22 protein-coding genes are annotated in these 25,378 nt (G+C 41.8%); 10 read left to right on the forward strand and 12 right to left on the reverse strand.

The features are described 5' to 3' along the window. Position 1 precedes the first annotated feature (1 nt). Both N6H18_RS18230 and N6H18_RS18235 read left to right on the forward strand, forming a co-directional pair. The gene (locus tag N6H18_RS18230) at positions 2 to 1,240 is read left to right on the forward strand and encodes a peptidase U32 family protein (protein WP_262309715.1); all 1,239 of its coding nucleotides are present in this window, start codon (positions 2 to 4) and stop codon (positions 1,238 to 1,240) included. Between the two features lie 5 nt (positions 1,241 to 1,245). After that, the gene (locus tag N6H18_RS18235) at positions 1,246 to 1,473 is read left to right on the forward strand and encodes a ferredoxin (RefSeq protein ID WP_262309716.1); all 228 of its coding nucleotides are present in this window, start codon (positions 1,246 to 1,248) and stop codon (positions 1,471 to 1,473) included. Between the two features lie 26 nt (positions 1,474 to 1,499). On the opposite strand, the gene N6H18_RS18240 is transcribed toward N6H18_RS18235, so the two are convergent. From N6H18_RS18240 to N6H18_RS18255, 4 genes are all read right to left on the reverse strand, one after another. Further along, positions 1,500 to 2,213 (reverse strand): RluA family pseudouridine synthase, encoded by a 714-nt coding sequence (locus N6H18_RS18240; RefSeq protein ID WP_262309717.1) that lies wholly within the window; start codon positions 2,211 to 2,213, stop codon positions 1,500 to 1,502. 104 nt (positions 2,214 to 2,317) lie between these two features. Beyond that, the gene (locus tag N6H18_RS18245; protein WP_262309718.1) at positions 2,318 to 3,007 is read right to left on the reverse strand and encodes a lysoplasmalogenase; all 690 of its coding nucleotides are present in this window, start codon (positions 3,005 to 3,007) and stop codon (positions 2,318 to 2,320) included. A gap of 2 nt (positions 3,008 to 3,009) precedes the next feature. Next, positions 3,010 to 4,188: an MFS transporter gene (locus tag N6H18_RS18250; protein WP_262309719.1), complete on the reverse strand. Its 1,179-nt coding sequence runs from the start codon at positions 4,186 to 4,188 to the stop codon at positions 3,010 to 3,012. Between the two features lie 66 nt (positions 4,189 to 4,254). Beyond that, a complete protein-coding gene (locus tag N6H18_RS18255; protein ID WP_262309720.1) occupies positions 4,255 to 6,987 on the reverse strand; it encodes a putative LPS assembly protein LptD in 2,733 nt (910 codons plus the stop codon). Between the two features lie 157 nt (positions 6,988 to 7,144). On the opposite strand from N6H18_RS18255, the gene N6H18_RS18260 reads away from it, so the two are divergent. The 4 genes from N6H18_RS18260 to hemE all read left to right on the forward strand — a co-directional run bounded on the left by N6H18_RS18260 (position 7,145) and on the right by hemE (position 11,570). Beyond that, positions 7,145 to 7,930, forward strand: a complete 786-nt coding sequence (locus N6H18_RS18260; protein ID WP_262309721.1) for an N-acetylmuramoyl-L-alanine amidase family protein — start codon at positions 7,145 to 7,147, stop codon at positions 7,928 to 7,930. A gap of 8 nt (positions 7,931 to 7,938) precedes the next feature. Then, a complete protein-coding gene (locus N6H18_RS18265) occupies positions 7,939 to 8,880 on the forward strand; it encodes an MlaD family protein (protein WP_262309722.1) in 942 nt (313 codons plus the stop codon). A gap of 105 nt (positions 8,881 to 8,985) precedes the next feature. After that, positions 8,986 to 10,458, forward strand: coding sequence for a tetratricopeptide repeat protein (locus N6H18_RS18270; protein ID WP_262309723.1), 1,473 nt, complete (start codon positions 8,986 to 8,988; stop codon positions 10,456 to 10,458). Between the two features lie 80 nt (positions 10,459 to 10,538). Further along, entirely contained in the window at positions 10,539 to 11,570 is a 1,032-nt protein-coding gene (hemE, locus tag N6H18_RS18275; protein ID WP_262309724.1) for a uroporphyrinogen decarboxylase, read from the forward strand. Here hemE and N6H18_RS18280 read toward each other — a convergent pair. The 4 genes from N6H18_RS18280 to N6H18_RS18295 form a co-directional block, all read right to left on the reverse strand. Then, on the reverse strand, positions 11,567 to 13,900 hold the full coding sequence (locus tag N6H18_RS18280; protein WP_262309725.1) for a response regulator: 2,334 nt from the start codon (positions 13,898 to 13,900) through the stop codon (positions 11,567 to 11,569). The genes hemE and N6H18_RS18280 overlap by 4 nt on opposite strands. A gap of 155 nt (positions 13,901 to 14,055) precedes the next feature. Further along, positions 14,056 to 15,249, reverse strand: a complete 1,194-nt coding sequence (locus tag N6H18_RS18285) for a pyridoxal phosphate-dependent aminotransferase (RefSeq protein WP_262309726.1) — start codon at positions 15,247 to 15,249, stop codon at positions 14,056 to 14,058. A 202-nt stretch (positions 15,250 to 15,451) separates the two neighbouring features. Further along, positions 15,452 to 16,069 carry a recombination mediator RecR gene (gene recR / locus N6H18_RS18290; RefSeq protein WP_262309727.1) on the reverse strand — a complete coding sequence of 206 codons (618 nt, stop codon included), beginning with the start codon at positions 16,067 to 16,069 and terminating at the stop codon, positions 15,452 to 15,454. An 8-nt stretch (positions 16,070 to 16,077) separates the two neighbouring features. After that, positions 16,078 to 16,353, reverse strand: coding sequence for an ATP-dependent Clp protease adaptor ClpS (locus N6H18_RS18295; RefSeq protein WP_262309728.1), 276 nt, complete (start codon positions 16,351 to 16,353; stop codon positions 16,078 to 16,080). Between the two features lie 135 nt (positions 16,354 to 16,488). Here N6H18_RS18295 and N6H18_RS18300 point away from each other — a divergent pair, with 135 nt between their 5' ends. Beyond that, a complete protein-coding gene (locus N6H18_RS18300; RefSeq protein WP_262309729.1) occupies positions 16,489 to 16,965 on the forward strand; it encodes a C40 family peptidase in 477 nt (158 codons plus the stop codon). Positions 16,966 to 16,988: 23 nt separating this feature from the next. Here N6H18_RS18300 and miaA read toward each other — a convergent pair whose 3' ends face one another. Beyond that, positions 16,989 to 17,909, reverse strand: a complete 921-nt coding sequence (gene miaA, locus N6H18_RS18305) for a tRNA (adenosine(37)-N6)-dimethylallyltransferase MiaA (protein ID WP_262309730.1) — start codon at positions 17,907 to 17,909, stop codon at positions 16,989 to 16,991. A gap of 414 nt (positions 17,910 to 18,323) precedes the next feature. Here miaA and N6H18_RS18310 point away from each other — a divergent pair, with 414 nt between their 5' ends. After that, on the forward strand, positions 18,324 to 18,704 hold the full coding sequence (locus tag N6H18_RS18310) for a DUF1987 domain-containing protein (RefSeq protein ID WP_262309731.1): 381 nt from the start codon (positions 18,324 to 18,326) through the stop codon (positions 18,702 to 18,704). Positions 18,705 to 18,747: 43 nt separating this feature from the next. Here the strand turns inward: N6H18_RS18310 and N6H18_RS18315 are convergent, their stop codons facing one another. Continuing rightward, positions 18,748 to 20,082 carry a dihydrolipoamide acetyltransferase family protein gene (locus tag N6H18_RS18315; protein WP_262309732.1) on the reverse strand — a complete coding sequence of 445 codons (1,335 nt, stop codon included), beginning with the start codon at positions 20,080 to 20,082 and terminating at the stop codon, positions 18,748 to 18,750. A gap of 60 nt (positions 20,083 to 20,142) precedes the next feature. Further along, a complete protein-coding gene (locus N6H18_RS18320; protein WP_262309733.1) occupies positions 20,143 to 21,393 on the reverse strand; it encodes a competence/damage-inducible protein A in 1,251 nt (416 codons plus the stop codon). Between the two features lie 203 nt (positions 21,394 to 21,596). Here N6H18_RS18320 and N6H18_RS18325 point away from each other — a divergent pair, with 203 nt between their 5' ends. After that, the gene (locus N6H18_RS18325) at positions 21,597 to 21,941 is read left to right on the forward strand and encodes a hypothetical protein (RefSeq protein WP_262309734.1); all 345 of its coding nucleotides are present in this window, start codon (positions 21,597 to 21,599) and stop codon (positions 21,939 to 21,941) included. 91 nt (positions 21,942 to 22,032) lie between these two features. Beyond that, on the forward strand, positions 22,033 to 22,680 hold the full coding sequence (locus N6H18_RS18330) for a hypothetical protein (RefSeq protein ID WP_262309735.1): 648 nt from the start codon (positions 22,033 to 22,035) through the stop codon (positions 22,678 to 22,680). Between the two features lie 2 nt (positions 22,681 to 22,682). On the opposite strand, the gene N6H18_RS18335 is transcribed toward N6H18_RS18330, so the two are convergent. After that, on the reverse strand, positions 22,683 to 24,716 hold the full coding sequence (locus tag N6H18_RS18335; protein ID WP_262309736.1) for an oxidoreductase: 2,034 nt from the start codon (positions 24,714 to 24,716) through the stop codon (positions 22,683 to 22,685). Between the last annotated feature and the right edge of the window lie 662 nt (positions 24,717 to 25,378).

The following is a 25,378-nucleotide window of genomic DNA, read 5'->3' on the forward strand; positions in this document are numbered from 1 at the left end:
CATGAGCACACATCACGATATCGAAATCATGGCACCTGCAGGCTCTTATGAGTCTCTCATGGCTGCCATCAAAGGAGGCGCCAACTCTATCTACTTTGGCGTAGAGCAGCTCAACATGCGCGCCAAGTCGTCCAACAACTTCACGCTCGAAGATCTCCGAAAAATCGCAGATATCTGCAACGAAAACGGTCTCAAATCCTACATCACCATGAATACCATCATGTATGATCATGACATGAATCTCATGCGATCTATTGTAGATGCGGCCAAAGAAAGCGGAATTTCGGCCATCATCGCTGCGGATCATTCTGTGATGAACTATGCCAAGAAAATCGGCTTCCCTATTCACATATCTACACAAGCCAACATCAGCAACATCGAGACTGTAGAGTTCTACTCTGTCTATGCAGATGTCATGGTCATGGCACGTGAACTGAGCTTGATGCAGGTAGCCGACATTACCCGTGAAATCAAGAAAAGAGACATCCGTGGCCCTAAAGGGGACTTGGTGAGAATCGAAGTATTTGCCCATGGGGCACTATGCATGGCTGTATCTGGCAAGTGCTACCTTAGCCTTCACTCTGACTTCTCCTCTGCCAACAGAGGGGCATGCGTACAAAACTGTCGTCGCGAATACACTGTCAAAGATGAGCAAGGCAACGAACTCAAAATCGACAATGAATACATCATGAGTGCCGCTGACTTATGTACGATCGACTTTATGGACAAGGTAGTAGAAGCTGGCGTATCTGTATTCAAAATAGAAGGCAGAGGTCGTGCTGCAGATTACGTATATACCACCACCAAATGTTACCGTGATGCGGGAGACGCCATCAACGCAGGCACATACGGACCTGATAAATTCACAGTTTGGAAAGAAGATCTTGAGAAAGTGTACAACCGTGGATTTTGGGATGGCTACTACCTCGGTAGAAAAATGGGCGAATGGAGCAAAGTCCATGGCTCAAAAGCAACCACTAAAAAGATCTTGCTCGGCAAAGGTGTAAAATACTTTGGCAACATCAATGTTGGCGAATTTTTGATGGAAACACATTCATTGGAAACGGGAGACGAAATCATGATTACGGGTCCAACTACAGGCATTGTCACGACCAAAGTAGGCGAAATGAGAGTAGCCAACAAGGCGGTCAATAGTGTCAAAAAGGGAGATAGTTTCTCTATTCAAATAGACGAAATGATCCGTCCATCAGACAAACTCTACAAAATTGTCCCAGCATAAGGTCTGTGTTTAAAATCATCCACTACCGAGACAAATGCATCGGGTGCTATGCCTGCGTAGAAGTAGCTCCCGATCGCTGGCGTATCTCCAAAAAAGATGGTCGATGCACACTCGTAGGTGCCAAAGAGAAGAAAGGCATCTATCAGATAGACCTGCATGAGGCAGAGTTGGAAGAAAACCAAAGAGCTGCTGCCAGCTGTCCAGTCAACATCATCAAAATTAATGGCAAATAAGTGCTTTGCTTTATAAGATATGCGCTCTACGCTTTTACCAGTGTTTTGAAATAAGGAGGGATTTCTGTCTTAAAACTCATTTCCTTTTTAGTCACAGGGTGTATAATCGTCAATGATGCTGCATGAAGAGCCAGTCTTTTACTCAGTCGATCTGCTTGACCATATACTTTATCTCCCAAAACTGGATTTCCTTTGTCCGAGAGGTGAACACGGATTTGATTTTTTCGTCCTGTGTACAGGTCTATTTCTAACAAGCTACACCTGCTCGTTTCTTTGATCACCCTATAACCTGTCTTCGAAAACTTACCTTGTTCTGGATCTTGGGAAGAGTACATTCTTTTTGCCTTGTTCTCTACGAGGTAAGAAGTGATAATCCCCTCTTTGTCCTGAAGTTTGCCTGCTACTACTGCATAATAAACCTTGCTAAACTCCTTCCAATGCTCTTGAAGGTATTGCTTGGCATCTTCATTTTTGGCAAAAACCAAGACCCCAGAGGTATCACGATCAAGACGATGAACAATAAATACACGATTTTTGGCACGCGGATTACCCTTTTTCACATACTCATTCAATAGAAAATGTGCCGTCCGGTGTTTCTCTCTATCCGTCCCCATTGTCAGCAGACCTTCTACTTTGTCTACTACCAATATATCCTTGTCTTCATATAGAATAGACAAACCAGCAGGCTGGTGCTTTTTAGACGGCTTTTTAAATGTGGTCACCTTACTCTTGTCCTGCATGTTGATTAGAAAGCGAAAAAATTGCTACTCGCAAAACTATATGCAATCAAGTTACCCGACGAAACAAATATCGACGATCTTTCAAACACTCACTTTTAATTCATTCAGCTCTCTGAATTATAATGCTTTTGTAAACCATTGATAAGATTCCATTGCGCCAACATGTAGGTAGACATGATCCAGACACCTGCATTTTCCATGGGCATGTAAAACCTATCAAGTGCCAACAGAGAGTCTGATAGCAAAAATAAAACAGCCCCAAAAATCACTTGGTTCACACTATCCTGTGGCGCGCGTCCATTGCGATAGACGGCACTGAGGGCCATCACGATGATAATCACAGCATAAACCGCCACGGGGATTTTCAATTCCCCCACATGGGGCCATAAAGCTGACATCAAAATCCCAAAGAGTAACAAAAATGGCAGAGCATACAGCATCTTTGACAATGCAGAAGGTGATTTAGTTTTTGGCAACACTGCTTTGGAGAAAGCCACTATATAAAATATATGCGCTATTGCAAAAGCTGCCAAACCCAATACAAAGTACAACTCTCCTTCGAACAGCAACATCGAATCCCCGATGAATGATAAAATCAAACCCAGTCCCGCCAGCAAAAAGGAAGGAGTCAACCTACCTGTCGTCCCTTGACGAAAGTACACTAACAACACAGGCATCAACAGTGGTTTGGTCACATGATGAATTGCCTCCCACTCGAATGCACGAGACAAAAGCTCCGCGACACATACTCCTATGAAAATATACTTGGTGATTTTTTCAGACTGATTATTCATACTCAAAGATGGTCATAGGTCGGCAAATTTCGCACAGTTTTAGAATACAAATACACCAAGGCTCCACACATAGATACCGCACAAAGATAAAACACCCATGAGATATTATTAAGATCATTGCCATACACCCAACCACCTAGCAGCGCGCCTAGCCCCACTCCAATCTCTAAGAAAATATACATGGTGGCCATGCCTCTCCCTCGATGTTTCGGATCACTGAGATCTATCGTCCAAGCAAAAATCGTAGGATTACTCAATCCTACTCCAATCCCGTACAGTACTGCTGTTGAGAGCAATATAACAGGTGTTTGAGCATTGGCTAAGAGAATGAGCGCAATCAACAAGATTCCACTACCTATCTTCAATACTGGAACCCTGCCATATTTATCAGATGCCTTGCCAGCCACAATCCTTACCACCAATGAGGCAACTGTAAAATAAGTATAAAACAAGCCTCTATTGGACAACTTCATTTGATCACTGATATCTGGTACCACAGTGATGATCGCTCCAAAAGCAAAAACCACCAACATCATTACAATGGAGGGTGACAAGACTTTAGGTTCATAGATTTCATCCTTCTTCACTACAAAGTGATTCCATTGTAGTTTTTCTTTAGGCTGCAATGTCTCTTTCATCCCTGCCAAAATCAACACAGACAGTACCGCACAAAACCCCGAAGCATAAAACATCACGTCTAATGAAAATTCTTTGACAATCAACGGTCCCAAGGCTGGTCCTGCAGCCATCCCCATACTCCCAAAGAAGCCCAATACACCCATCGCTTCTCCTCGTTTGTTGTAAGGAATAATATCCGCTACATAGGCAGACGTCCCTGTGGGTTTGAATCCTGTAGAAAAACCATGAAACATCCTCAAGCACATAAAGGCAAAAACCGTCGTAGCAAAAGGATACAACACAGCAGCCACTCCGCTGACCAAGGCACCAACAATCATCACAGGCACACGGCCAACCTTGTCTGCCAGTTTTCCACTAAATGGTCGTGACAATCCTGCAGTCACGGTAAACAAAGCTATAATAAGTCCCTTGTAGTCCCCTCCTCCCATGCTGGTGAGATGAGAAGGCAACTCAGGGATAATCATGTTGAAACTGCTAAAAAATAGAAAACCACTCAGGCACAAGAGCCCAAACTGAAGAGTGTAAATGGAGTTGTTGTTCATGAATGACAAAACTACCTGTCCTTGTCCAATAACAATGAACCAATATTATTTTAAAATACAGAGGAATTAGAAACTAGTATATGCGGACTGACTGCGTCTATCCAACTTCAAATCTTTGAGCATGGCAGAATTGACAGCAATTCTCACATAATATGACTGCTGTACCCCAAACGGCACCCAGTTGAAGCTGAGATTCCAACAGTGCAAATCCCTACTGACATTGACACGAGTGACTGTCATTTCTTTTTCTTCCAAATCATACCCTGAGTTAAAACCGATTTTTGTTTTATTGGTGATATTCAGTGTCCCATTAAAATTTAATGTCTGGATAACCACAGGCTCTTCGAACCCGTCCTTGCTATAATTTAAAGAATAATTTACATTCAAACTCCAAGGCACATCAAAGGGCACATACTGATTGGGATCATAGGAAATAAAATCATTGACATTTCCTGCCTCAAATTTTTGGTCATTATTATAAAGATTATTGTTTTGAGCAAAGGGGTCACTAGCATTTGGATCAGTAGCAGGAACTTCATCATTGTTACCTCTAGCACTTTTGGGTTGTAGTTTAAACCCAACTGACAAACTAGCCCTAGTCAATCTACCTACTCCTTCACCATTGTTCCATGCAAATTGATCTATCTGTCGTTGATAATATACATCGCTTGTGCTTGTCTCAACTATACTATCTAATACATAGACATAAGGATCTATCGTACCACTCAGACTGACATAAACGGCTCCCTTGAAAAAAGAAGTCCGTGCATTCCAATTAATGTCGCTAAGGTTGAATGAGTCAGCCAAAAAATTATAACCAGAGGATAAAGATAGGTTGTCAAAAATCTTGATTTTACGGTATTCTTCTATCGAATCAGCCCTTGATTTTACTTTCATCTCAATGTTGTTGTTTAAAGACAAAGACAAACTGGCACTTTCACCTAAAGCTGGTCCTCCATAGGCAAACCCTTGGTATTTAGAAAGTATTCTAGTCCCTCCATCTTCATTTACCCGCACTTCTTGGTAGTTTCCCCTGGCGGGATCACCAAAATCAGGACTATAACTAAAACCCAAATTAGGAGTCATGACATGACGAATGGCTTTGATTTTCTCACCTCTAAAAGAGTACATACCATAAAGTCTCGTAGATACAGACGCCCCAGAACTCCACCATCCCGCTCTTGAAAATTGGTTCAAAGTATCTATTTCCACGCCTCCCAAGTCTTCGTTATAGCTGTATTTCAATTCTTTAGGATACCAGACTTCTGTATAGTTGAAACTCGGACTGACAGCAAAATACTTGAGCATGTTAAAAGTAGTAGACACGGGTATTCTATGTCTCGCCCCAATATTGGCCTGATCCAACAGTGTACTAAAATTATCCCCATTGAATGGCAAAACTTCTGTAGGCGCATTTTCAGCCCCTACTACATAGGTAGGAATACTGGTCAATGCATTGGTCATTTCACTCTTAGCGGAGAGTTGATAAGTAAACCCAAGTTTACCTAGTACGCCATCTTTCAAGCCACTTACATTCTTGAATGGCTGGATTCTGGATGCGTTGAAACTAATCTCAGGCAAAGTCAAATTGACCACCTCTGTACTGATGTTTTGACTATGTCTGGCATTGACAGTCAGGTTAAAGGGTGTACCTTGAAAAGTCTTGGAGTAAGAAATGTTGGAACTAAACTGAGAGTTGATGCTGTTGGTATAGTCATAGCCTACATTGTTGGCGTTGGCACTGTAGGTAGAGGTACCCCCAGAAACCGAAGCTGAAAATCTAGATGTACCATATGATTGAGGACTATGACTCCAGTTGACCCACATATCTTTGGAAAACGAATCATCCTCAAAAGCTGGATTCACCGTTTTGTTATACCTTATTCCTAGATTACCCGAATAGCGATACCTCTTCTTGTAGGTTGTTTGTCCATTTAGTCCATAGCTGCCGTTGGTGTACAAGTCTCCAGTCACTTTCAAATCCATGTACTCATTGATATCAAAATAATACCCACCACCTCTAATAAAAAACCCTCGGTTATTGTCTTCCCCATAGCTAGGAAAAATAATACCCGATGCCTTTTCTCTCGGAGAAGGAAACATCCCAAATGCAAACCCTAAAGGTGTCCATATTTCTCCAAAATAGAGATTGAATGGACCTGCCAATACACGATCATTAGGTATTACCTTCAACTTACTTGCTTTGATATAAAAATGTGGGTGTTCCAAATTGCAAGTGGTGTATTTCGCATTTCTGATATACATCTCATCCAGCTCATTTTTCTTCACGCGTTCTCCATGCATAAAAGCCCCGTCTTGTTCTGTAATGATGCCATTGATGAGTGCCTTTTTTGTTTTGAAATTGTACATCATGTCATCTGTGACATAAGTATCCCCTCCCTCTTTGAACACTGGTTTCCCGACCTTTTTGCCTGTGGAGTCTATTACGTAGTTGGCCTTGAGGGTATTTTTGACCCAATCCATCTCAATACGCTCGCCTGACAGAGCGATATTGCCATACTCTATGCTACCCTCACCATAGAGGTACATTTTTTGATCCGTCAAATCAAAAAATATAGAATCTCTGGCTTGATAATTGACGGTAGTTTCTACGTCATTTCTAGTCCTTTTCTGAGGTAAACCCGTGGAATCATTGGTAGACAAGGCTCCACCACTACTGAGCAGGGATTGGATAGAGTCAGGTAAAAATGCTTTATATTCAGGATATGAATTCAATGAGTCCAAATACCCATTCTCGATCAGGTACGAAACTTTCTGTAGCGCACGTGCAGTATCCAATTTGTAATTTTGAGAATTCCCTTTAAAACCCGCAATGATTAGCAAAAAGCAAAAAAACAGGGTTTTTATATTGGGCACAAGTACTTTCAGTTTCAATGAAAAATATACATTTTTGTACAAAAATATTGCCAATAAAGTTCTAAACAACTCCTTCTGAATGAAAAATGTCTTTGTGATCGGGATTTTTTCCCTTTGCCTTTTGTTTACCTCTTTCAATAGCACTGGAGTCAAGGATTATAAAATCCGAAAAATAGTCATTGATGCTGGGCATGGTGGCAAAGACCAGGGTACCTCAGGAACATTCTCTCTTGAAAAAGATATCGCCCTCAGTATTGCATTGGAAACTGGCAAAATCATCAATGAATACTTGCCTGATGTAGAGGTAATTTACACTAGAAAAGATGATAGTTTCCCTACGTTGTACGAGCGTGCCGACTTGGCCAATAACAACCATGCAGATCTATTCATTTCTATCCATTGTAACTCAGCTCCATACAGCGATCAAGTCCACGGAACAGAGACATACATCATGGGACTCCATAAGTCAACGGAAAATTTTGAAGTCGCCAAAAGAGAAAACTCAGTAATCAGTTTAGAAAAAAACGCAGAAGAAAACTACGCAGGGTTTGATCCAAAATCACCAGAATCCTACATACTTTTCTCACTCTATCAGAATGCCTATCAATCCAATAGTCTCAATTTGGCACAAAATGTAGAAGATCAGTTCAAAAACCGAGTCGGTCGTCGCAGTAGAGGTGTGAAATCTGCTGGATTTTTAGTACTTTGGAAAACCAGTATGCCAAGTATATTAATCGAGACAGGTTTTTTGAGTAACGCAAAAGAAGAAAAAGACCTCAACGATAAACTACAACAGACGTATATTGCATCAGGAATCTTTAGAGCATTTAGAGATTACAAAAGCGAATTAGAATCAAAAAACTAGTCTAACCAGTGACCAAAGAAGTAAAAGTCGGACTCTTCGCCGCTATATCAGGAGCCATTTTGTATTTTGGATTCAACTTTCTCAAAGGGATTGAGTTTTTTTCAAGCACGAACAAGTATTACGCAATCTATCAAAACATTGACGGACTCAATGTTTCCAACCCCGTCATAGTCAACGGCTATGCTGTCGGGAGGGTAAGTAAAATCGAAATATTGCAAAAATACAACAACAAAATCATCGTAGAACTGGACGTCAAGGGCAACCTTGCAGTAGGAGAAGGGTCCACTGCGACACTGATGAACAGTGATTTTCTAGGGAGTAAATCAATTTTGTTGAAAATAAAAAATGAAGGAAAACCACTAGAAAGTGGCGACACACTCACGAGTGAAGTAGACTTGGGACTCGCTGCAATTCTGAATAGTGCCGAACCCATCACGGATGACATTGGTGTCATGATCGGTAACCTCAATGAGGTATTGACAGGAATGAAGGGAACTGGAGAAGGTGTGAAGCTAACGCTCAAAAACCTGAATACCACCATACTCAATCTCAACACCCTGGTAGAGCAAAATAATACGAAACTAAAACATACATTTGATCATGTCAACGTCTTGATCACCAACGTAGACAAAAAGGTATCACAACTAGACCCTATCCTGAAAAGTGCGGATCAAACGCTCAAAAAGATCAATAAGTTGGAGCTTGAAAACACCCTTGGCTCATTGGACAGTGCCCTATCAGATTTGCGCATTACCATTCAAAATATCAACGAGGGTAACGGCAGTTTAGGAAAAATCATCAATGATGATTCTCTGTACAACAATCTCAATCAAGCAATCTTAGATTTGGATCAACTCTTGATTCACTTCGATGAGAACCCTAAACACTTTTTGAGCCCACTTGGCAAGTCTTCCAAAAAAATAGCAAAAGACAGGTCAGAATCTGAGTAAGAGCTATAAAACTAGTTGAAACTATCGAATGATATTAATTATTCGAAGCAAGCCTTTTGTAAAATCATTTTATACTCTAATTTGAGTACTCATTAACCTATTTCAATGCTTGCAGCACTATTTGGAATCTTATTTTTTTTAGGAGATATCAATGCTTCTCATCCTATCCTGATTTCAAAATCGGACAGCCTAACCGCCATGTTAGACACGACAGAAAATGTAGACTCCCGTGTCAAACTACTCAGGAAGATCGCACAGGAAGAAACGGCCACTAACCCCATTCAAGCCTTAAAACATTTCGAAGAGATCCTAGAAATAGGGATCAACACCGAGGATCAAAATTTAATCTCCACAACCTACAATGACATAGGTGCCTACTGGTACGGTGAGAATGACCTCCAAGAGTCAATGAGATACTACTTTCTCGCACTAGAAGGGCTGGATGAGAAAGCAGAAAACTATCACCTCCTCTGCAAAGTCTACAACAACATAGGCTGGAATTTTCAGAAACAAAAGGATTACAGAAGAGCCCTAGACTACTACAACATCTGTGAGAAATATTGTGAACAATCAGACAATATCAGTGCAGTTGCCCATGTACTCAACAATATGGGGGTTGTTCACAAGGATCTCAAAGAATATGACAAAGCTCTGGAATTGCTGAATCAATCCCTCCGCCTCAATAGAGCAAATGGTGACATCAAAAGGGAACTATTTAACATCAACAACATAGGGGTAATCTACCTTGAAAGAGGCGATCATGTGACTGCAAATGAATATTTTGCCAAGGCTTTGATCATGAATCAAAAGCGAAACGACTATTTCGAAAGTGCAAATAACCTGATGAATTTAGGAAAATCATTGTTTGAGCTGAATATGCTGGACGCTGCAGAAGATACGCTCAAGCACGCACTAGAACTCTCTGAGATCACCAGATCCATGATTCAGAAACATGAAATCCTGAACTACCTACATCAAGTCAAACGAAAACAGAATGGCTACAAGGAAGCGCTTGATTATTATACCGCGTACAATGTATTAGAAGACAGTTTGTTCAAACAAGGACAATACACGGATCTCATAGAGCTAGAATCAAAATACAAAGTAGCCCAACAAGAGAGGTTTCTACACGAGTCCCAAAATCAATTACTCCGCCAGCAATACCTCAATACACTCTATTTGGCTGCATTGATTTTTGCATTGCTCCTCATCGGATTCTTGATTTGGATATACGGATCCAAAAAAATCAATGAAAGAAAGCTCATTGCCCTCAATAAGGAGATTGATACACAAAATGAAAAAATACAAACCATCAATCAAAACCTAGAAAAAACCATCCTACAACGCACCAAAGTCATCCAAGATCAGAATAACCAACTCCGCGAGTTTGCCTTCATGAACTCGCACAATATCAGAAGGCCGTTATCCAATGTACTAGGCCTCTTGAGCTTACTAGAAGACGAACGAAATCCTGAAAAAATCAGTGAACTGATTATGCTTGCCAATCAATCTGCTGCCGAAATGGATCAAATCATTCAAGAGGTTAACCGCCAATTGAAAGAAGAAGAAGATCTTTAAATCAAGAGGGCAGATTACTCCGTAGATAGTCTCATAGGATAGATTTGGATTGTATATTTGCGGCAAAATTCACGAGAGATATGACACTTAAGAACGATTTACTGATTCGGGCAGCCAAAGGAGAAAAAGTTGAAAGAATTCCAGTCTGGTTGATGAGACAAGCGGGCCGAATCTTACCCGAATATCGCCAAGTCCGAGAAAGTGTCAGTGGATTCATCGAACTAGCCAAAACTCCAGAGTTAGCCGCAGAAGTGACAATTCAACCAGTAGATATTTTAGGAGTAGATGCAGCCATTATTTTCTCGGATATTCTCGTGATCCCAGAAGCCATGGGTCTACCCTATCAAATGATAGAAAAAAGAGGTCCTTGGTTTGAAAACACAATAGAAAAACAGTCCGATTTATCAAAAATAAGAATTGCCAAACCTGAAGATGATTTAGCATACGTTCTGGATGCTATCAAGATCACCAAAGAAAGACTGGAAGGACGTGTTCCGCTCATTGGATTTGCAGGAGCACCTTGGACGATATTTTCATACATGGTCGAGGGTGCAGGTAGCAAAACATTTTCTAAAGCAAAAAAAATGCTCTACGCAGAGCCCATGCTGTCTCACCAACTCCTAGAGATGATCACTGAGAGCACCATCCTGTATCTCAAAGCACAAGTCAAGGCAGGAGTGGATTTGGTTCAGATTTTTGATTCTTGGGCGGGGATTCTTTCTCCTCGCCAATATGAGGAGTTTGGTCTCAAATATATCCAACAGATTTGTGATGCGATAGACGAAGTGCCCATTACTGTATTTGCTAAGGGAGCCTTTTTTGCTCGTCAAGGTATGGGGCAGCTCAACTGCGAAACGATTGGTCTAGACTGGAATATGGATGTGGTCGAATCGAGACAGTTGATCGGTGGCAGCAAGACTCTACAAGGCAATCTTGATCCATGTGTACTATATAGTTCACATGCGGAGATCGAGCGTAGAACCATTGAAATGTTACAATCTTTTGGAGGTCATCAACACATTGCCAATCTTGGACACGGAGTGTATCCCGACATAAATCCTGAAAAGGTCAAAACCTTTATCAATACTGTCAAAAACTGGAGAGCGAATTAGCTTTCAGAAAGCTGTGTTTGGCTCTTTTCGATATGCAATCTGATCTTGTTGTAGAGATCTTCTGGATCAAATGGTTTGGTAATAAAATCATCCATGCCATATTCATATACCTTATCTCCCACATCCAACATGACGGATGCCGTCAATGCTAGAATAGGTGTTTTGAGACCTCCTTTTCTTAACTCTTTGGAGGCTGTATATCCGTCCATCACAGGCATCTGCAAGTCCATCAGTATCAAATCATAAGTAACGGTTGCGGTCTTTTCTAGCGACTCCCTTCCATTCTCTGCTACATCCACCTCGATATCCCATCTCGATAAAAACTTCTTGGCTACCATGACATTGACAGGGTTATCCTCCACGAGTAGGACTTTCTTCCCCTTCAAATCGTTGCGCGCTTCGCTAATTACATCTGCCACTTTTTCTTGGTTTTCACTGATTGAGAATGTTTGTGTAAAATAAAAACGAGATCCTTGACCTTCGACACTAAAGACATTGATTTTTGTATTCTGCAAATCTAATATGCGTTTGGTTATCGACAAACCTAAACCTGTACCTCCATACTGTCGGGTCGTGGAGGTTGAGGCTTGTGCAAAACGCTCGAATATTTCTGCTTGCTTGTCCTTAGGTATTCCTATACCAGAATCTTCCACAATAAATTTGATAGATATGCGCTTCTTCGTCAGCATAATCTTTGTCAAACTCAAGGTCACACCTCCTTCATTTGTGAATTTGATCGCATTCCCTATTAAATTAGTCAAGATTTGACTGGTACGAAGGCTGTCACATTGGATAAACGTAGGGATATCCTCATCATAAATCACATTAAGATATATGCCCTTTTCTTTGGCTTTGGTCTCTTGACCTTTCACTATATTTTTACACAACTCTATGATATTCGTATCCAAGTATTCAAACTCTATTTTACCCGCATCCAATTTGCTATAATCCAGCACATCATTGATCAAGACATGGAGATGCTGAGCAGAAAATTTGAGTGTTTTGAGATCATCCACATGCCGCTTTTTAGGCTCATCTCCTATCAAATAATTGGTCAGACCGATCACTGCATTGAGGGGTGTTCGAATCTCGTGGGAAATCATGGATAAAAAATCGGATTGTGATTTAGCTGCTGCCTCGGCTTTCTCTTTGGCCATCTCAATCTTACGATTGTACTTGTAAAACAAAATAATGGACTGTATAAAAAAGAACTGCTGATACCCTAAAAAATAGAATAAAAGCGATCCATGTGTGTAACCGAAGTACTCAAAAACCCTGGTCCCCACCACAAAAAACAAAACAGAAGAACTGAGCAAAGACAATTTAGACCCTTCTCTCTTTCTGATCACAGCGATCGAATAGGTGATCAGCATATAGGCAAAGCAGAACAAAACAAATACTGAAAATGGCAATGCCAGCTCTGTAAATACCTTGACTGGAAAGAAAAGAGTCATCAAAATACTCCCTCCACAAAACACAGAGGTGATGAATAAGAATATCTTGGAAGTGTCCCTTCTATACAAATGGAACGAGTAAAACGAAAATGCCCAAACGGAGACAAACAAGGTAACATACTCCAGTTTAAGCGTCAATATCCACGGCAAAGTAGGAACTAAAGAATGGAAGGTATAATTACCAGACCCGATAGCTTGATAACTATAAAACAAACAAAACAGGGCGTAAAAGAAAATCTGCTTTTCGTGTCTACCATACGAAAACAACACCATAAAAAAGAGCCCCACAAAGAACAAACTAGAAGCCATAATCAAATCATTGGCTTCCTCACGACGCTTTTGGGTCTGCATGATGACCTTTTCTCCCAATTCTATAGGTGCAAATGCACCTCCTCTGGAATGCTTGAAATTGGAAATCTGCAAGACTATGTCTAGTGTATCGTTGGTGACTTTTAGATCTCTGGTAATCATCTCCCAGTGGGGTACCGAAGTAGACGCACTTTTACCTACCTGACCATTGGATGAAATGTACTCTCCGTTGATGAATAGTATATAAGAACTGTAAAAGTGAGGCACAGATATTGCCAATTCTGGCGTCACAGAGTTGAGGATTACTCGCAATCTATGGGTAGCAAAGCCATCAGATCTCACCACCTGAGTACCTACCGTGTCCCCCTTCCATAATTTGGGGAATTGCCTAAATACCGGATCAATATTGGATGAGTCAAATTCACTGGGATAGATGAGTTTCTTCCAGTAAAACTCCCACTCTCCCTGCAGGTGCAAGGGGGTTTTGTTTTGAAACTCCCAATCCCGGAGATCGAGGACGCCCATTCGTGCTTCAGGCAGCTCTTTGGCACTTGCCGTCGAAAGCAAGAAAATACTTCCTAGCAGAAGGTAGAGTCCAAAAAAGTAAGGGCTACATCTCAAAATTTAAAGGTTCATCGGTTCTAAGAGCTTAAAACTAATGAAATCAACTGATAATTAACCAAATAGAGGGTCGAAAGAGTTCGACCCTCTAAAAAGTTATATCAATTCAATTTTGCGACTGCTTCTTTGATTCTTATGATCGCAGTTTTCAAATTCTCTTCAGAAGCGGCATACGACAACCTGATACAGTTAGGGTCTCCGAATGCATCACCCGTCACCAATGAAACTTGAGCACTCTCCAAAAGGAAAACACAGAAGTCTTCAGAGTTGTTGATTGTCATTTTACCATCAGACTTGCCAAAATAGTAGCTTACATCTGGGAAGAAGTAAAACGCACCTTGTGGCATATTTACTTTAAATCCAGGTACCTCGCTCAACAAGCCATGAACCAAATCACGTCTCTTTAAATACTCAGCAGACATGGCTTTGGTGGGTGCCAAGTCAGTAGTCAATGCCGTGTATGTTGCTCTTTGTGCAATAGAGCAGTTGGCAGATGTCAATTGACCTTGGATTTTGTTGCAAGCTTTGGCCAACCACAGTGGTGCACCGATATAGCCTACTCTCCATCCAGTCATTGCAAAGCCCTTGGCTACTCCATTGACTGTAACGGTTTTTTCTTGCATCCCTTCTATCGCACCGATGCTTGCATGTGCACCTGAGAAGTTGATGTGCTCATAGATCTCATCAGAGATCACAATGATGTTGTGAGGTCTCAACACTGCAGCGATTGCCTCCAACTCTTCTTTGGTGAATACCGAACCCGTAGGATTACATGGAGAAGAGAAAATCAATGCCTTAGTTTTAGGAGTAATGGCAGCTTTGACTTGCTCAGCAGTAGCTTTGAAATCATTCTCAATACCTCCTTTGACCAATACAGGCGTACCCTCGGCCAATTCGACCAATGCTGTATAACTCACCCAAAATGGAGACAGTACAATCACCTCATCTCCTGGATCGAGGATAGAAAGAAATATATTGGCAATAGACTGCTTTGCTCCATTGGATACTACTATCTGATCTGGAGAATAATTCAGTCCATTTTCGTTTTTAAACTTGTCAGAAATGGCTTGTCTCAGGTCTAAATAACCATTAACTGGTGGGTAGGCGAAATATTTTTCTGAATCGATCGCTGCCTTTGCACCATCTTGGATGTGCTTTGGCGTTTTGAAATCAGGTTCACCTAAGCTAAGACTGATTACGTCGATTCCATTTTCTTTTAATTCTCTAGCCTTGGCGGCCATAGCCAGAGTGGCAGACTCTGCCATGTTTTTGATTCTGTTTGAAACTTGTTCCATCTCTTGTTTTCAATCTAAAATTTGATGGTGCAAAACTAGACAAGCTTTAGACAAGGTCGAAAGGAATGAGTTTTAAAATTTTAACACTCTGGTTAAAGTTTGTTCAGAATAGGTGCAAGTTGACAATTATTATGGATGATCAACCCATTCGCAATACTCAACTCTGGATTTTCTGGGCTCGTGCCTCTGTCTATCCTAGATTCTAAAATCCACCTTGGTTGTACACAGTCCTGGTGATGATACTACGTCCCAGTGTCACTTCATCAGCATACTCCAGCTCTCCTCCTACGGGAATTCCTCTGGCAATGCTAGATATTTTCACATTGGCTGCTTCGAGTTTTCTAGAGATATAAAATGACGTGGTGTCACCTTCCATGGTAGCACTCAGTGCCAAAATCACCTCCTTGATTTCTCCCGCAGATGCCTCTACTCTTTTGATCAAAGAGTCAATATGTAAATCTTCTGGCCCCACCCCTTCTATAGGTGAAATAACCCCTCCCAACACATGAAACATCCCTTTGTACTGCCCTGTGCTCCGAATCGCCAGCATATCTGGCGTATCTACCACCACACAAATCACCGACACATCGGTATTGATTGTACGACAGGTACAATCGATACTATGGGAGATGATATGGCAAGTCTGGCAATACTTGGTTTCCTTTCTGAGTCTCAGCAAAGCTGCCGACAAATCTTCTGTGGTAGATTCTCGCTCCTTTAGCAGATGAAGAACCAATCTCAACGCGGTCTTCTTCCCTATTCCAGGCAGCTTTGAGATTTCTCGGACTGCTTCTTCTATTAGTTCGTTTGGAAACTCCATGCCGCAAGTTAGACGATCATGGCATTGATACCTGCATCCAGAATGGCTTCTTTCATGGGTTTTAGGTCGAGATAAGTTCCTTTCTTGACCTCACACTTTCCGTTGAAATGGATGATATACGTACACTGTTCTGCTTGAATCCTTTCGTGCTTGCAGACTTTGATCAAAGTGTCAATGACGTGATCAAATGAATTGACTTCATCATTGAATACAACCAAGCCTTTGCCCTCTTCTACGTTTTCTTCAACTAGTACAAATTCTTCTTCTTCAAACTGCCAAGACATATTTTACAAAAATTTATTTCTCCACAAAATTAGAATAAAGACAATAAAGTCTAAATTTATTTCTCATTAAAACCCGCAAAGTAGTTGCCGAGACAATGGCATGAAATTGGCTAAACATTCAAAAAATGATACATAATGAATAAATATCTATTGACGCTTCTTGGATTGCTAGTACTATTTTCGACCACCACTCAGGCCCAGAGTAAGAAGAAAAAAAAGAAATTACAAGAGGTCAATTTGGTCATCACCACAGCCCAAAGTTACTTGGGAACCCCCTACCAATATGGTGGGACCAGCTCCAGAGGCATTGACTGTAGTAGTTTGATTCAAAACTCCTACTCGCAAGCAGGTTACACTGTACCGCGCACTTCAAAAGACCAATCCAAATACGGCAAAAAAGTAAGCCTCAACCGTGTCAAGCCTGGTGATGTAGTATTCTTTAAATTCAAGAAAAAAGGCGACAAATGGCTTCATAGTGGGTTGATCACCTCCACCGACTCGGACAAAGTATATTTTATCCACGCATCCTCCTCCAAAGGTGTCGTACAGTCAGACCTCTACGCTGACTACTACAAATCCAGAATAAGAACAATCCGTAGGGTGATTAAATAGAAACAAGATTCAAGAACCAAGACTCAAGATACGAGATTGGAATTCTCATCAATCAACGCTATCATCTCTGACACCTGATCTCTTGTGAACCAGATGAAATCTTCGTCTTTTTTGAACCAGGTCATTTGGCGTTTGGCATAGCGGCGAGAGTTTCTTTTGAGGAGCCGGATGGCCTCTTCTTTGTCATAATCCCCATCGAGGTAACCAAAAATCTCACGGTAACCTACAGTCTGTAGTGCATTGAGTTGGCGGTGTTCATAGAGTGCGTGGGCTTCTTCAAATAACCCATTGGCGATCATCACATCCATGCGCTGATCGATCCGCTCATAGAGTGCATCACGATCTTCTTCTATTCCAACCTTCAATATCCGGTATGGTTTGACTGTCGATTTTCCTTTCGCCACACGAAATGATGAAAAAGGCTGTTTCGTATATCGAATCACTTCCAAGGCACGAATAACTCGCTGGTGATTGTGCCGATCCACCTGATTATAATATTCCAAGTCATGTACTTTCAACTCCTCCAACAGTACGTCCAAACCGTTTGCTTCGAAATCCTCTTTTAACTGCTCTCTGACTGATGTAGGGATCTCTGGCATCTCATCTAATCCTTCGCACAGTGCTTTGATATAAAGCCCTGACCCTCCTACCACAAACACCACTGGATGTCGCTCGAACAATTGCATCACCAACCGATCGGCTTCCTCTGCAAAACTGGCTGCATCATATACTTGATGGATCGTATGGGAATTGATGAAATGATGTGGTACAGCAGCCAGTTCATTCTCTGACGGTTTGGCCGTCCCAATCTCCATCTCACGATAAAACTGTCTCGAATCCGCTGATAAAATCACACTTTGGTAATGACGTGCCAACTCAATAGAAACAGCTGTTTTCCCTATTGCCGTTGGCCCAGCGATGACCACTAAAAGAGGTGTTTTCATCCATCAAAGATAGACCCCTCGCTATTTATTTGTCACAATTATTCAGGATTATACAAAGACAAATTCAACATGAATCTAAAAGCAAAACCAACAAAGACAGAAAGAAACATGGCCTCTCCATCCTACTGACCGTCAACTGTCAACAGCTGACTTGATAGAAAATCAAACGAGGCTATGACTTTGATTTATAAACTTAATAATTCAAGTCAAAATTTACTATTTCAAAACATATCAGATATATTAGCCATGCAGCGAAAAAGTTATGTACCTGAATTTTCGACAAGTTCGAATCAAACCAATCGCCTTCTAAGAGAAATTTCAACCCAGAGCCTAATGCTTCCAATGGAAACAAATGACACCATGAGTAGGAAAACCGAAGTTGTGGAAAATAGTAAGAATGAGAAAAACCCCGCAATGAGCAAATTAGTTTTTAGACCTACCAGAATCACTCCTCTCATTTTTTTTGATCCAGATAGAGGACTATTGGAACTCCGAGGAAAATCTAGTCCCGAAAATGCAATCGGTTTTTACAGCAAACTCATCAACGGAATTGAAGCTTTTGCCGAACATGGTGACAGAGGACTGGTTGCCAATTTTAAACTTGAATACTTTAACACCAGTTCTTCCAAATGCATTTTTGACATTCTGAAAAAACTGATGTTGATCGAGAAAAATGGAAAAAAACTATCCATCAACTGGTACTACGAAGAGTATGATGAGGATATGCAAGAAGCAGGCGAAGACTATGCGGACTTGCTCGGCACAACCTTCAACTACATAGAAACGGTTTACTAGACACTAGTAGTTAGATTTTAGACGCTAGACCTAGACTTTAGAATCAAATAGATCTGTCGGTATCGAACTGCTCTAGGTAGTCTGCTACACGCCTCACAAACATGCCGCCCAAAGCACCGTCTACCACCCTGTGATCATAGGAGTGTGACAAGAACATCTTGTGTCGAATACCTATAAAATCTCCCTGTGGTGTCTCTATCACTGCTGGCTTTTTGACTATCGTACCAAGCGCCAAAATGCCTACCTGTGGCTGAACCAATATCGGTGTCCCCATGACATTGCCAAAAGAACCGACATTGGAAATCGTATAAGTACCCTCACTCAAATCATCAGGTGTCAATTTGTTATCTCTTCCTCTTTTGGCAAGATCATTGACCGCAAATGACAATTCCTTCAACCCTTGTCTATCAGCATTTTTGATTACTGGCACGATCAGATTACCTGATGGCAATGCAACAGCCATCCCAATATTGATATTACCCTTTTTGATGATTTTGCTCCCTTCTACTTGCACATTGATCATCGGATAGTCCCTAATCGCATTGGCTACTGCCTCTATAAATATCGGCGTAAACGTCAATGCCTGACCATGTTCTTGCATGAAGGATTTCTTGTACTTGTTTCTCCAATTGACCAGCTCTGTCACGTCGGCCTCTACAAAGGAAGTAACATGTGGTGCTGTTTGCACCGACGATAACATGCGCTGGGCAATCATTTTGCGCATTCGATCCATTTCGATGATCTCATCCTCTCCTGTGAAAATCGCCGGAGCAGGCTGTATTGATTTCGATTTTGATTTCGAACTAGCCTTTGACCCTATGCCAGGTTCATCTACATAGTTCTTAGGTCTTTTCGATCTCACCAATGCCAAAATATCCTTCTTGGTTACGCGACCATCATGGCCTGTACCTGTCAATCCATCCAATTCTTTCATGCTAATTCCCTCCTCTCGCACAATTGTCATCACCAATGGAGAATAAAATCTACCAGACTCAGACTTTTGCACAGCAGGTTTTGCTTTGCTCGCAACAGTCGCAGAATGCGAAGACATGGCCTCTGTCAATATAGCCTCTGCTTCCTCTACTGCTACTTTTACTTCATGTTTTGCTGTTTCTTTCTTTTCACTGATTTGGGCATCGTCTACCTCTATGATGGCGATGGGTTTACCTACCTCTACTACATCTCCTTCATTGGCCAAAATTTCTTGTAGTACACCTGAATAAGTAGAAGGTACTTCGGTATCTACCTTGTCAGTAGCGACTTCTAGTACAGATTCGTCTTGCTCGATAGTTTCTCCTACTTTTTTGAGCCATGAGAGGATGGTTCCTTCCATGATACTTTCGCCCATTTTGGGCATCACCATTTCTACTTGAGCCATATCAGTGTGAATTCTTATTTTTGGGAATATGCCGCAATATAGGCGATTAATGACTAAAAATCATGCCTCGTTCAAGGTTTGACGGATGAAGTCTAAGGCCTTGACGGTACTGTATTCAATATTGAGTAGTCTGGTTCCTGGTGACTGAATTTTTTGAGTTTTCAGCTTCCCACCAAATGAAATTGCCATCCAAACCGTACCTACAGGTTTTTCTTCTGTGCCGCCATCCGGTCCAGCGATACCTGTGGTAGAAATTCCTATGTCGACTTTCATTTTTTTTCTGATTCCCTCAGCCATTTCTTTGGCTGTTTCCTCGCTCACTGCCCCATGTTTTTCGAGTGTTTTGGCAGAGACACCAAGTTCCCTTTCTTTGATCGAATTGTGATAAGCAATGACAGACCCGTAGTAATACTCCGAACTACCTGGTACCGATGTAAGCTTGTGCGAAAGATAGCCTCCCGTACAGCTTTCGGCCGTTGCAATCGTCAAATTCTTTTGTTTGAGTAGTTCACCAATCGCATCTTCTATCTCCAAATCACCAAAACCATAGACATACTGCTGTATCTGTGGCAACAAATTGGATATCTGCGCATTCATCTCCAGTTCTAGGAGTTCACGGTCGTCTGATATACCAGTCAACCTCAATTTTACCTGACTCCTCCCTGGCAGGTATGCCAATGCCAAATGAGCTGGCAATGCATCCTCCCACCGTGCGATTTCCTCTGCCAACCACGACTCACCAATCCCTATCGTTCTGATGACTTTGTGGATTATAATTGGGAGTTGAAATCGCTTCTTGATCTTTGGCAAAATACTTTTGGTCATCATGGCCTTCATCTCGAAAGGCACCCCTGGCATAGAGACCACTACTTTTCGGTCTATGTCAAACCACATCCCAGGTGCTGTCCCACAATCATTGGTGATTTTGGTAGAACCTTTGGGCAGAAATGCTTGTTGCCTATTGATCTCTGTCAAAGGCTTTCCAAACTTCTTAAATATCGACTCCACATCTTCCAGTGCACTGATATTGAGTTCCAAAGGCATCTCAAAATAATCCGACAAGGCTTTTTTGGTCAAGTCGTCTTTGGTTGGACCTAGCCCACCCGTCACAAAAACAAGCTGCACTTTTCCCAAGGATTCATCCACTGCTTCTCTGATGATCTCAGATTGGTCTGAGATCGAATACTTTCGCCTTACTTTGACTCCAATATCATCGAGTTGCTGGCTGATCCATTGAGAATTGGTGTCCAATATTTGACCATAAAGAATCTCATCACCTATCGTGATGATGTCTGCAAAAACTTCTTTCATTGATGTACTGCGTTGAATAAAGATGGACAGGCGTTCAAATTCATGTGTACCTTATATACTGCAAGGTGTAAATTAGGTTCAAAATTGGGATGAATAAAAAACAATCTAATGTTCACTGCAATTTATTTTAATGAGTAAATTAATCGGGAAGGACTTTACATTCATGGATCATATGCCGTACCTTAGGAAATAGTATGAAAGGAATGAAAATTTGTTACATCCTAATCGTCACTCTCTTGGCATCTGCCTGCCACCCAAAGAAAAGCAATGGCGAAAAAACTCCTGAAGAAATCAGTCAGGAAAAGTTCGACGGCAACTACAAGGTCGGCGACTCATATGCCATCGTTTATCCCATGCACCATGCCTTCGAAGTAGAAATCCAATTTTTCGCTACACCTGTGATATTCTACTTTGATTCACTGGCTAGCAGTGGCGATTTTGTATATACGTCAGACGATCAATCCATGTCATTTACCATGGAGAAAGACCATCGCACTGGCACTTTCTTTGAAATCAATGAACCTCCTCTCAAGGTCGTCAAAGAATAAAAACCAACTATTTCCTTCAAATTATCATTATGCCTCTGCATCAACTGAGTAGTTATGACTAATATTGAAGTTTCAAAAAAACAATCACCATATGCGTAAGCAATTTTTACTTACTTGTTTTATTTCCATCTTCCTATTCCAAGGTTCTTTTGCCAACACACCGCTTGACAAAAAAACCAAAGAAGACAACGAGCCAAAGATTGAAAGGTTGTTGATCATCGTCTTGGTGAGAAACGTCGAAAACAGAAAGACACTAGAAGAAGAGCTTTCTTTTGATTTTTCGGATAAGGGCGTCCATACTGTCTTGAGTTACAACACGCGCTTGGCTGGACTCGAACATGTCAGAGAGGAAGATGTGTTGGCTACATGTAAGAAAAACAATGCAGATGGCGTACTACTGGTCAAGCTAATCGATGTAGAAGAGCAAAATGCCTACTCATACAACCAACGGTCACAATATACTGGCGCAGGCACTCCTTCGTACAACAGCAGTGGTGTGGTGATCAACAACACGGGCGTATATGCATGGGGAGATTATGCCTATGGCAACTACTTTGACGCGGTGAGTTCTAACATCATCGAGATCAAATCCGATCTATATCACACGGGAGAAAAGAAGATCATTTTCACCAACACCTCCAAAATGAGAGTCGGAGAAATCGAAGAAGCCATTGGGAAGTTCTCCAAAAAACTAAGCAAGCAAATTGTGAAATCTAAAAAAATAGAGACTTACAAGTAACATTATACCTTGGATGCCAAGCGGACGGCCTGATTGATGGCACGCTTGGCGTCCAGTTCTAGTGCCAAGTCTGCCCCTCCTATTTTGGTAACTTTCTGTCCCAATGCCTCCAGCTCAGTTGCCAAGCCATCTTCAGACAACTGTCCTGCACACAAGACCACCTGATCCACCTCCAATACATGCTGTTTGCCGTCTCTGGTGTAGTGTAACCCTTTGTCATCTATTTTGTCATAGGTTACAGCAGTGATCATCTGCACTTTCTTTCCTTTGAGAGCCAATCGATGGATCCAACCTGTGGTTTTACCCAGCTTCGCGCCCATTTTGCCTTTGGTGCGCTGAAACATCGTGACTTGTCGGGGGGCGGTAAGTGGCTCTGCCTTGATTCCATCTATTCCTCCACGTACATCATTGTTAGGATCAATACCCCATTCTTTGAGAAAGGCAGCTGTATCAAGGCTGGTACTCACGCCTGCATGTGTCAAATACTCAGCAACATCAAAACCAATCCCTCCTGCCCCAATAATTGCGACTTTTGCTCCGACGGGCATTTCATCTCTGAGTACATCCAGATAAGACAGCACTTTGGGATGATCTACTCCTTCGATCCGTGGTTTGCGTGGTTTGATGCCTGTAGCAATGATGATTTCATCATATTGTCCCTCTTGTAGGAGTTTTGCATCTACTTGGGTATTTAGTTCTAAACTAACTCCTGTGATTTCAATTCTCTTTTGAAAGTACCTCAAAGTTTCATAAAACTCTTCCTTGCCTGGTATTTTCTTGGCAATATTGAACTGTCCTCCGATCTGTGGAGCTGCATCGTAGAGTACGACCTCATGACCTCTCTCAGCTGCTGAGGTGGCAAATGCCAAACCTGCAGGCCCAGCACCGACGACTGCCAATTTTTTCTTGTTTGCTACGGGACTTAAAACAATCTCGGTCTCATGACAAGCACGAGGATTGACCAAACAACTGGCAATCTTGCGCTTGAATACATGATCCAAACATGCCTGATTGCAAGCAATACAAGTATTGATCTCTGCCTCTCGTGACTCCATGCTCTTGTTGATCAACTCAGGATCAGCCAAAAAAGGTCTCGCCATAGACACCATGTCGGCATCACCAGCCGCCAATATCTCCTCAGCTATGTGCGGCATATTGATGCGATTGGTTGTGATCAGAGGAATTCTCACCTCTTCCTTGAGTTTCTTAGTCACCCAAGAAAAAGCCCCTCTGGGCACCATCGTTGCGATCGTCGGGATTCTCGCCTCATGCCAACCAATCCCTGTATTGATGATCGTCGCACCAGCCCTTTCGACTTCCTTGGCCAATTGTACGACTTCTTCCCAACTGCTCCCTCCTGGCACCAAATCCAACATGGATAAGCGGTAGATAATAATAAACTCTGGCCCTACCGCCTCTCTGACTGCCTTGACTATCTCTATAGGAAATTTGATTCTGTTCTCATAGCTACCTCCCCACTCGTCTGTACGGCGATTTGTTTTGGAGACGATGAATTGGTTGATCAGGTAGCCTTCCGAGCCCATGATTTCTACACCATCGTATCCCGCCTCTTTTGCCCAATAGGCACTGTTGGCAAAATCCTTGATCGTAGATTTGATACCTCTACGACTCAGAGCAAAAGGTTTGAAGGGGGAAATTGGAGATTTAATAGCTGAGGGAGCCACATTGAGAGGATGATAACCATATCGTCCTGAGTGCAAGATTTGCATGGCAATCTTGCCACCTTCGGCATGCACACGGTCAGTAATCAGGCGATGTTTCTTGGCATGGCTGCTTTTAGTCATCCTGGCAGAAAAAGGCCCCACCCAACCCTGACGATTGGGTGCCACACCTCCAGTGACGATGAGTGCTACACCTCCCCTGGCGCGATCTCCATAAAAAGTCGCCAATCGCTCAAAACCATCCTTGGCCTCTTCTAGTCCCGTGTGCATAGACCCCATCAAGGATCGATTTTTCAAGGTAGTAAAGCCTAAATCCAAAGGCGCAAACAGGTGGGGATATGGGTGCTCACTCATGGTCTTTCAAATGTTGTTACCCTAAGTTTAGTTGATTTTGGGATCAGACGCAAAACATTAAATCACCATGGAAAGAAAAGCCGTCGTTGCGATCACCATTAATGATAGGTCATGTTAGTGGCTTTCTATTAAGCCTTCATCAATTTTCTTCCAGAGTTCTGAGTTTCTATCTAAAAAGATTGCATTATGAAAGAGGTGTACGTCCTTAATCGGCAGCTTTTCTAAAAGCAAAATAAGAGGTTCTTCATTTCATTCACTTCTAGTACAACTATGTGCTTAAAAGTGTCTGTAGTTTATAAATTGTGTCCAAGAATAAGCCTTTCTCCCCAATTAAGTAACAACACACTACCCATAAACCTCTCTATGAACGAAAAATACCCAGACCTAGGGAGATGATGTCGAGGCATTCACCTCTAACCTATCAGGTTTTAAAAACCTGATAGGTTTCGTCAATAGAAACAATCTCCCCTTGCTCCCTCGCTAACCTACCTTTTGGTTTCGATCAGAATAGCTTCTCTCAGCACTGAGTTAACGTTACTTTGACCTCTTTGTGACTTGACTTTGTCATCCCGATAAGCAACCATCACCTTGGGGATACTTAACTTTAACTAAAAAGATATAAGTCTTTTTTAAATAAGATATATATCTTTTTAAGAAACCTT

The sequence above is a fragment of the Reichenbachiella agarivorans genome, assembly GCF_025502585.1.
GTDB classification, from domain to species: domain Bacteria; phylum Bacteroidota; class Bacteroidia; order Cytophagales; family Cyclobacteriaceae; genus Reichenbachiella; species Reichenbachiella agarivorans.

What these genes read in the sequence shown, in the direction of transcription:
- N6H18_RS18330 (WP_262309735.1), top strand. Translation starts at nt 22,033, where the DNA reads ATGCGTAAGCAATTTTTACTTACTTGTTTTATTTCCATCTTCCTATTC.
- recR (WP_262309727.1), bottom strand. Translation starts at nt 16,069, where the DNA reads ATGGAGTTTCCAAACGAACTAATAGAAGAAGCAGTCCGAGAAATCTCA.
- miaA (WP_262309730.1), bottom strand. Translation starts at nt 17,909, where the DNA reads ATGAAAACACCTCTTTTAGTGGTCATCGCTGGGCCAACGGCAATAGGG.
- N6H18_RS18240 (WP_262309717.1), bottom strand. Translation starts at nt 2,213, where the DNA reads ATGCAGGACAAGAGTAAGGTGACCACATTTAAAAAGCCGTCTAAAAAG.
- N6H18_RS18325 (WP_262309734.1), top strand. Translation starts at nt 21,597, where the DNA reads ATGAAAATTTGTTACATCCTAATCGTCACTCTCTTGGCATCTGCCTGC.
- N6H18_RS18285 (WP_262309726.1), bottom strand. Translation starts at nt 15,249, where the DNA reads ATGGAACAAGTTTCAAACAGAATCAAAAACATGGCAGAGTCTGCCACT.
- N6H18_RS18250 (WP_262309719.1), bottom strand. Translation starts at nt 4,188, where the DNA reads ATGAACAACAACTCCATTTACACTCTTCAGTTTGGGCTCTTGTGCCTG.
- hemE (WP_262309724.1), top strand. Translation starts at nt 10,539, where the DNA reads ATGACACTTAAGAACGATTTACTGATTCGGGCAGCCAAAGGAGAAAAA.
- N6H18_RS18260 (WP_262309721.1), top strand. Translation starts at nt 7,145, where the DNA reads ATGAAAAATGTCTTTGTGATCGGGATTTTTTCCCTTTGCCTTTTGTTT.
- N6H18_RS18310 (WP_262309731.1), top strand. Translation starts at nt 18,324, where the DNA reads ATGAGCAAATTAGTTTTTAGACCTACCAGAATCACTCCTCTCATTTTT.
- N6H18_RS18320 (WP_262309733.1), bottom strand. Translation starts at nt 21,393, where the DNA reads ATGAAAGAAGTTTTTGCAGACATCATCACGATAGGTGATGAGATTCTT.
- N6H18_RS18335 (WP_262309736.1), bottom strand. Translation starts at nt 24,716, where the DNA reads ATGAGTGAGCACCCATATCCCCACCTGTTTGCGCCTTTGGATTTAGGC.
- N6H18_RS18270 (WP_262309723.1), top strand. Translation starts at nt 8,986, where the DNA reads ATGCTTGCAGCACTATTTGGAATCTTATTTTTTTTAGGAGATATCAAT.
- N6H18_RS18295 (WP_262309728.1), bottom strand. Translation starts at nt 16,353, where the DNA reads ATGTCTTGGCAGTTTGAAGAAGAAGAATTTGTACTAGTTGAAGAAAAC.
- N6H18_RS18230 (WP_262309715.1), top strand. Translation starts at nt 2, where the DNA reads ATGAGCACACATCACGATATCGAAATCATGGCACCTGCAGGCTCTTAT.
- N6H18_RS18300 (WP_262309729.1), top strand. Translation starts at nt 16,489, where the DNA reads ATGAATAAATATCTATTGACGCTTCTTGGATTGCTAGTACTATTTTCG.
- N6H18_RS18315 (WP_262309732.1), bottom strand. Translation starts at nt 20,082, where the DNA reads ATGGCTCAAGTAGAAATGGTGATGCCCAAAATGGGCGAAAGTATCATG.
- N6H18_RS18245 (WP_262309718.1), bottom strand. Translation starts at nt 3,007, where the DNA reads ATGAATAATCAGTCTGAAAAAATCACCAAGTATATTTTCATAGGAGTA.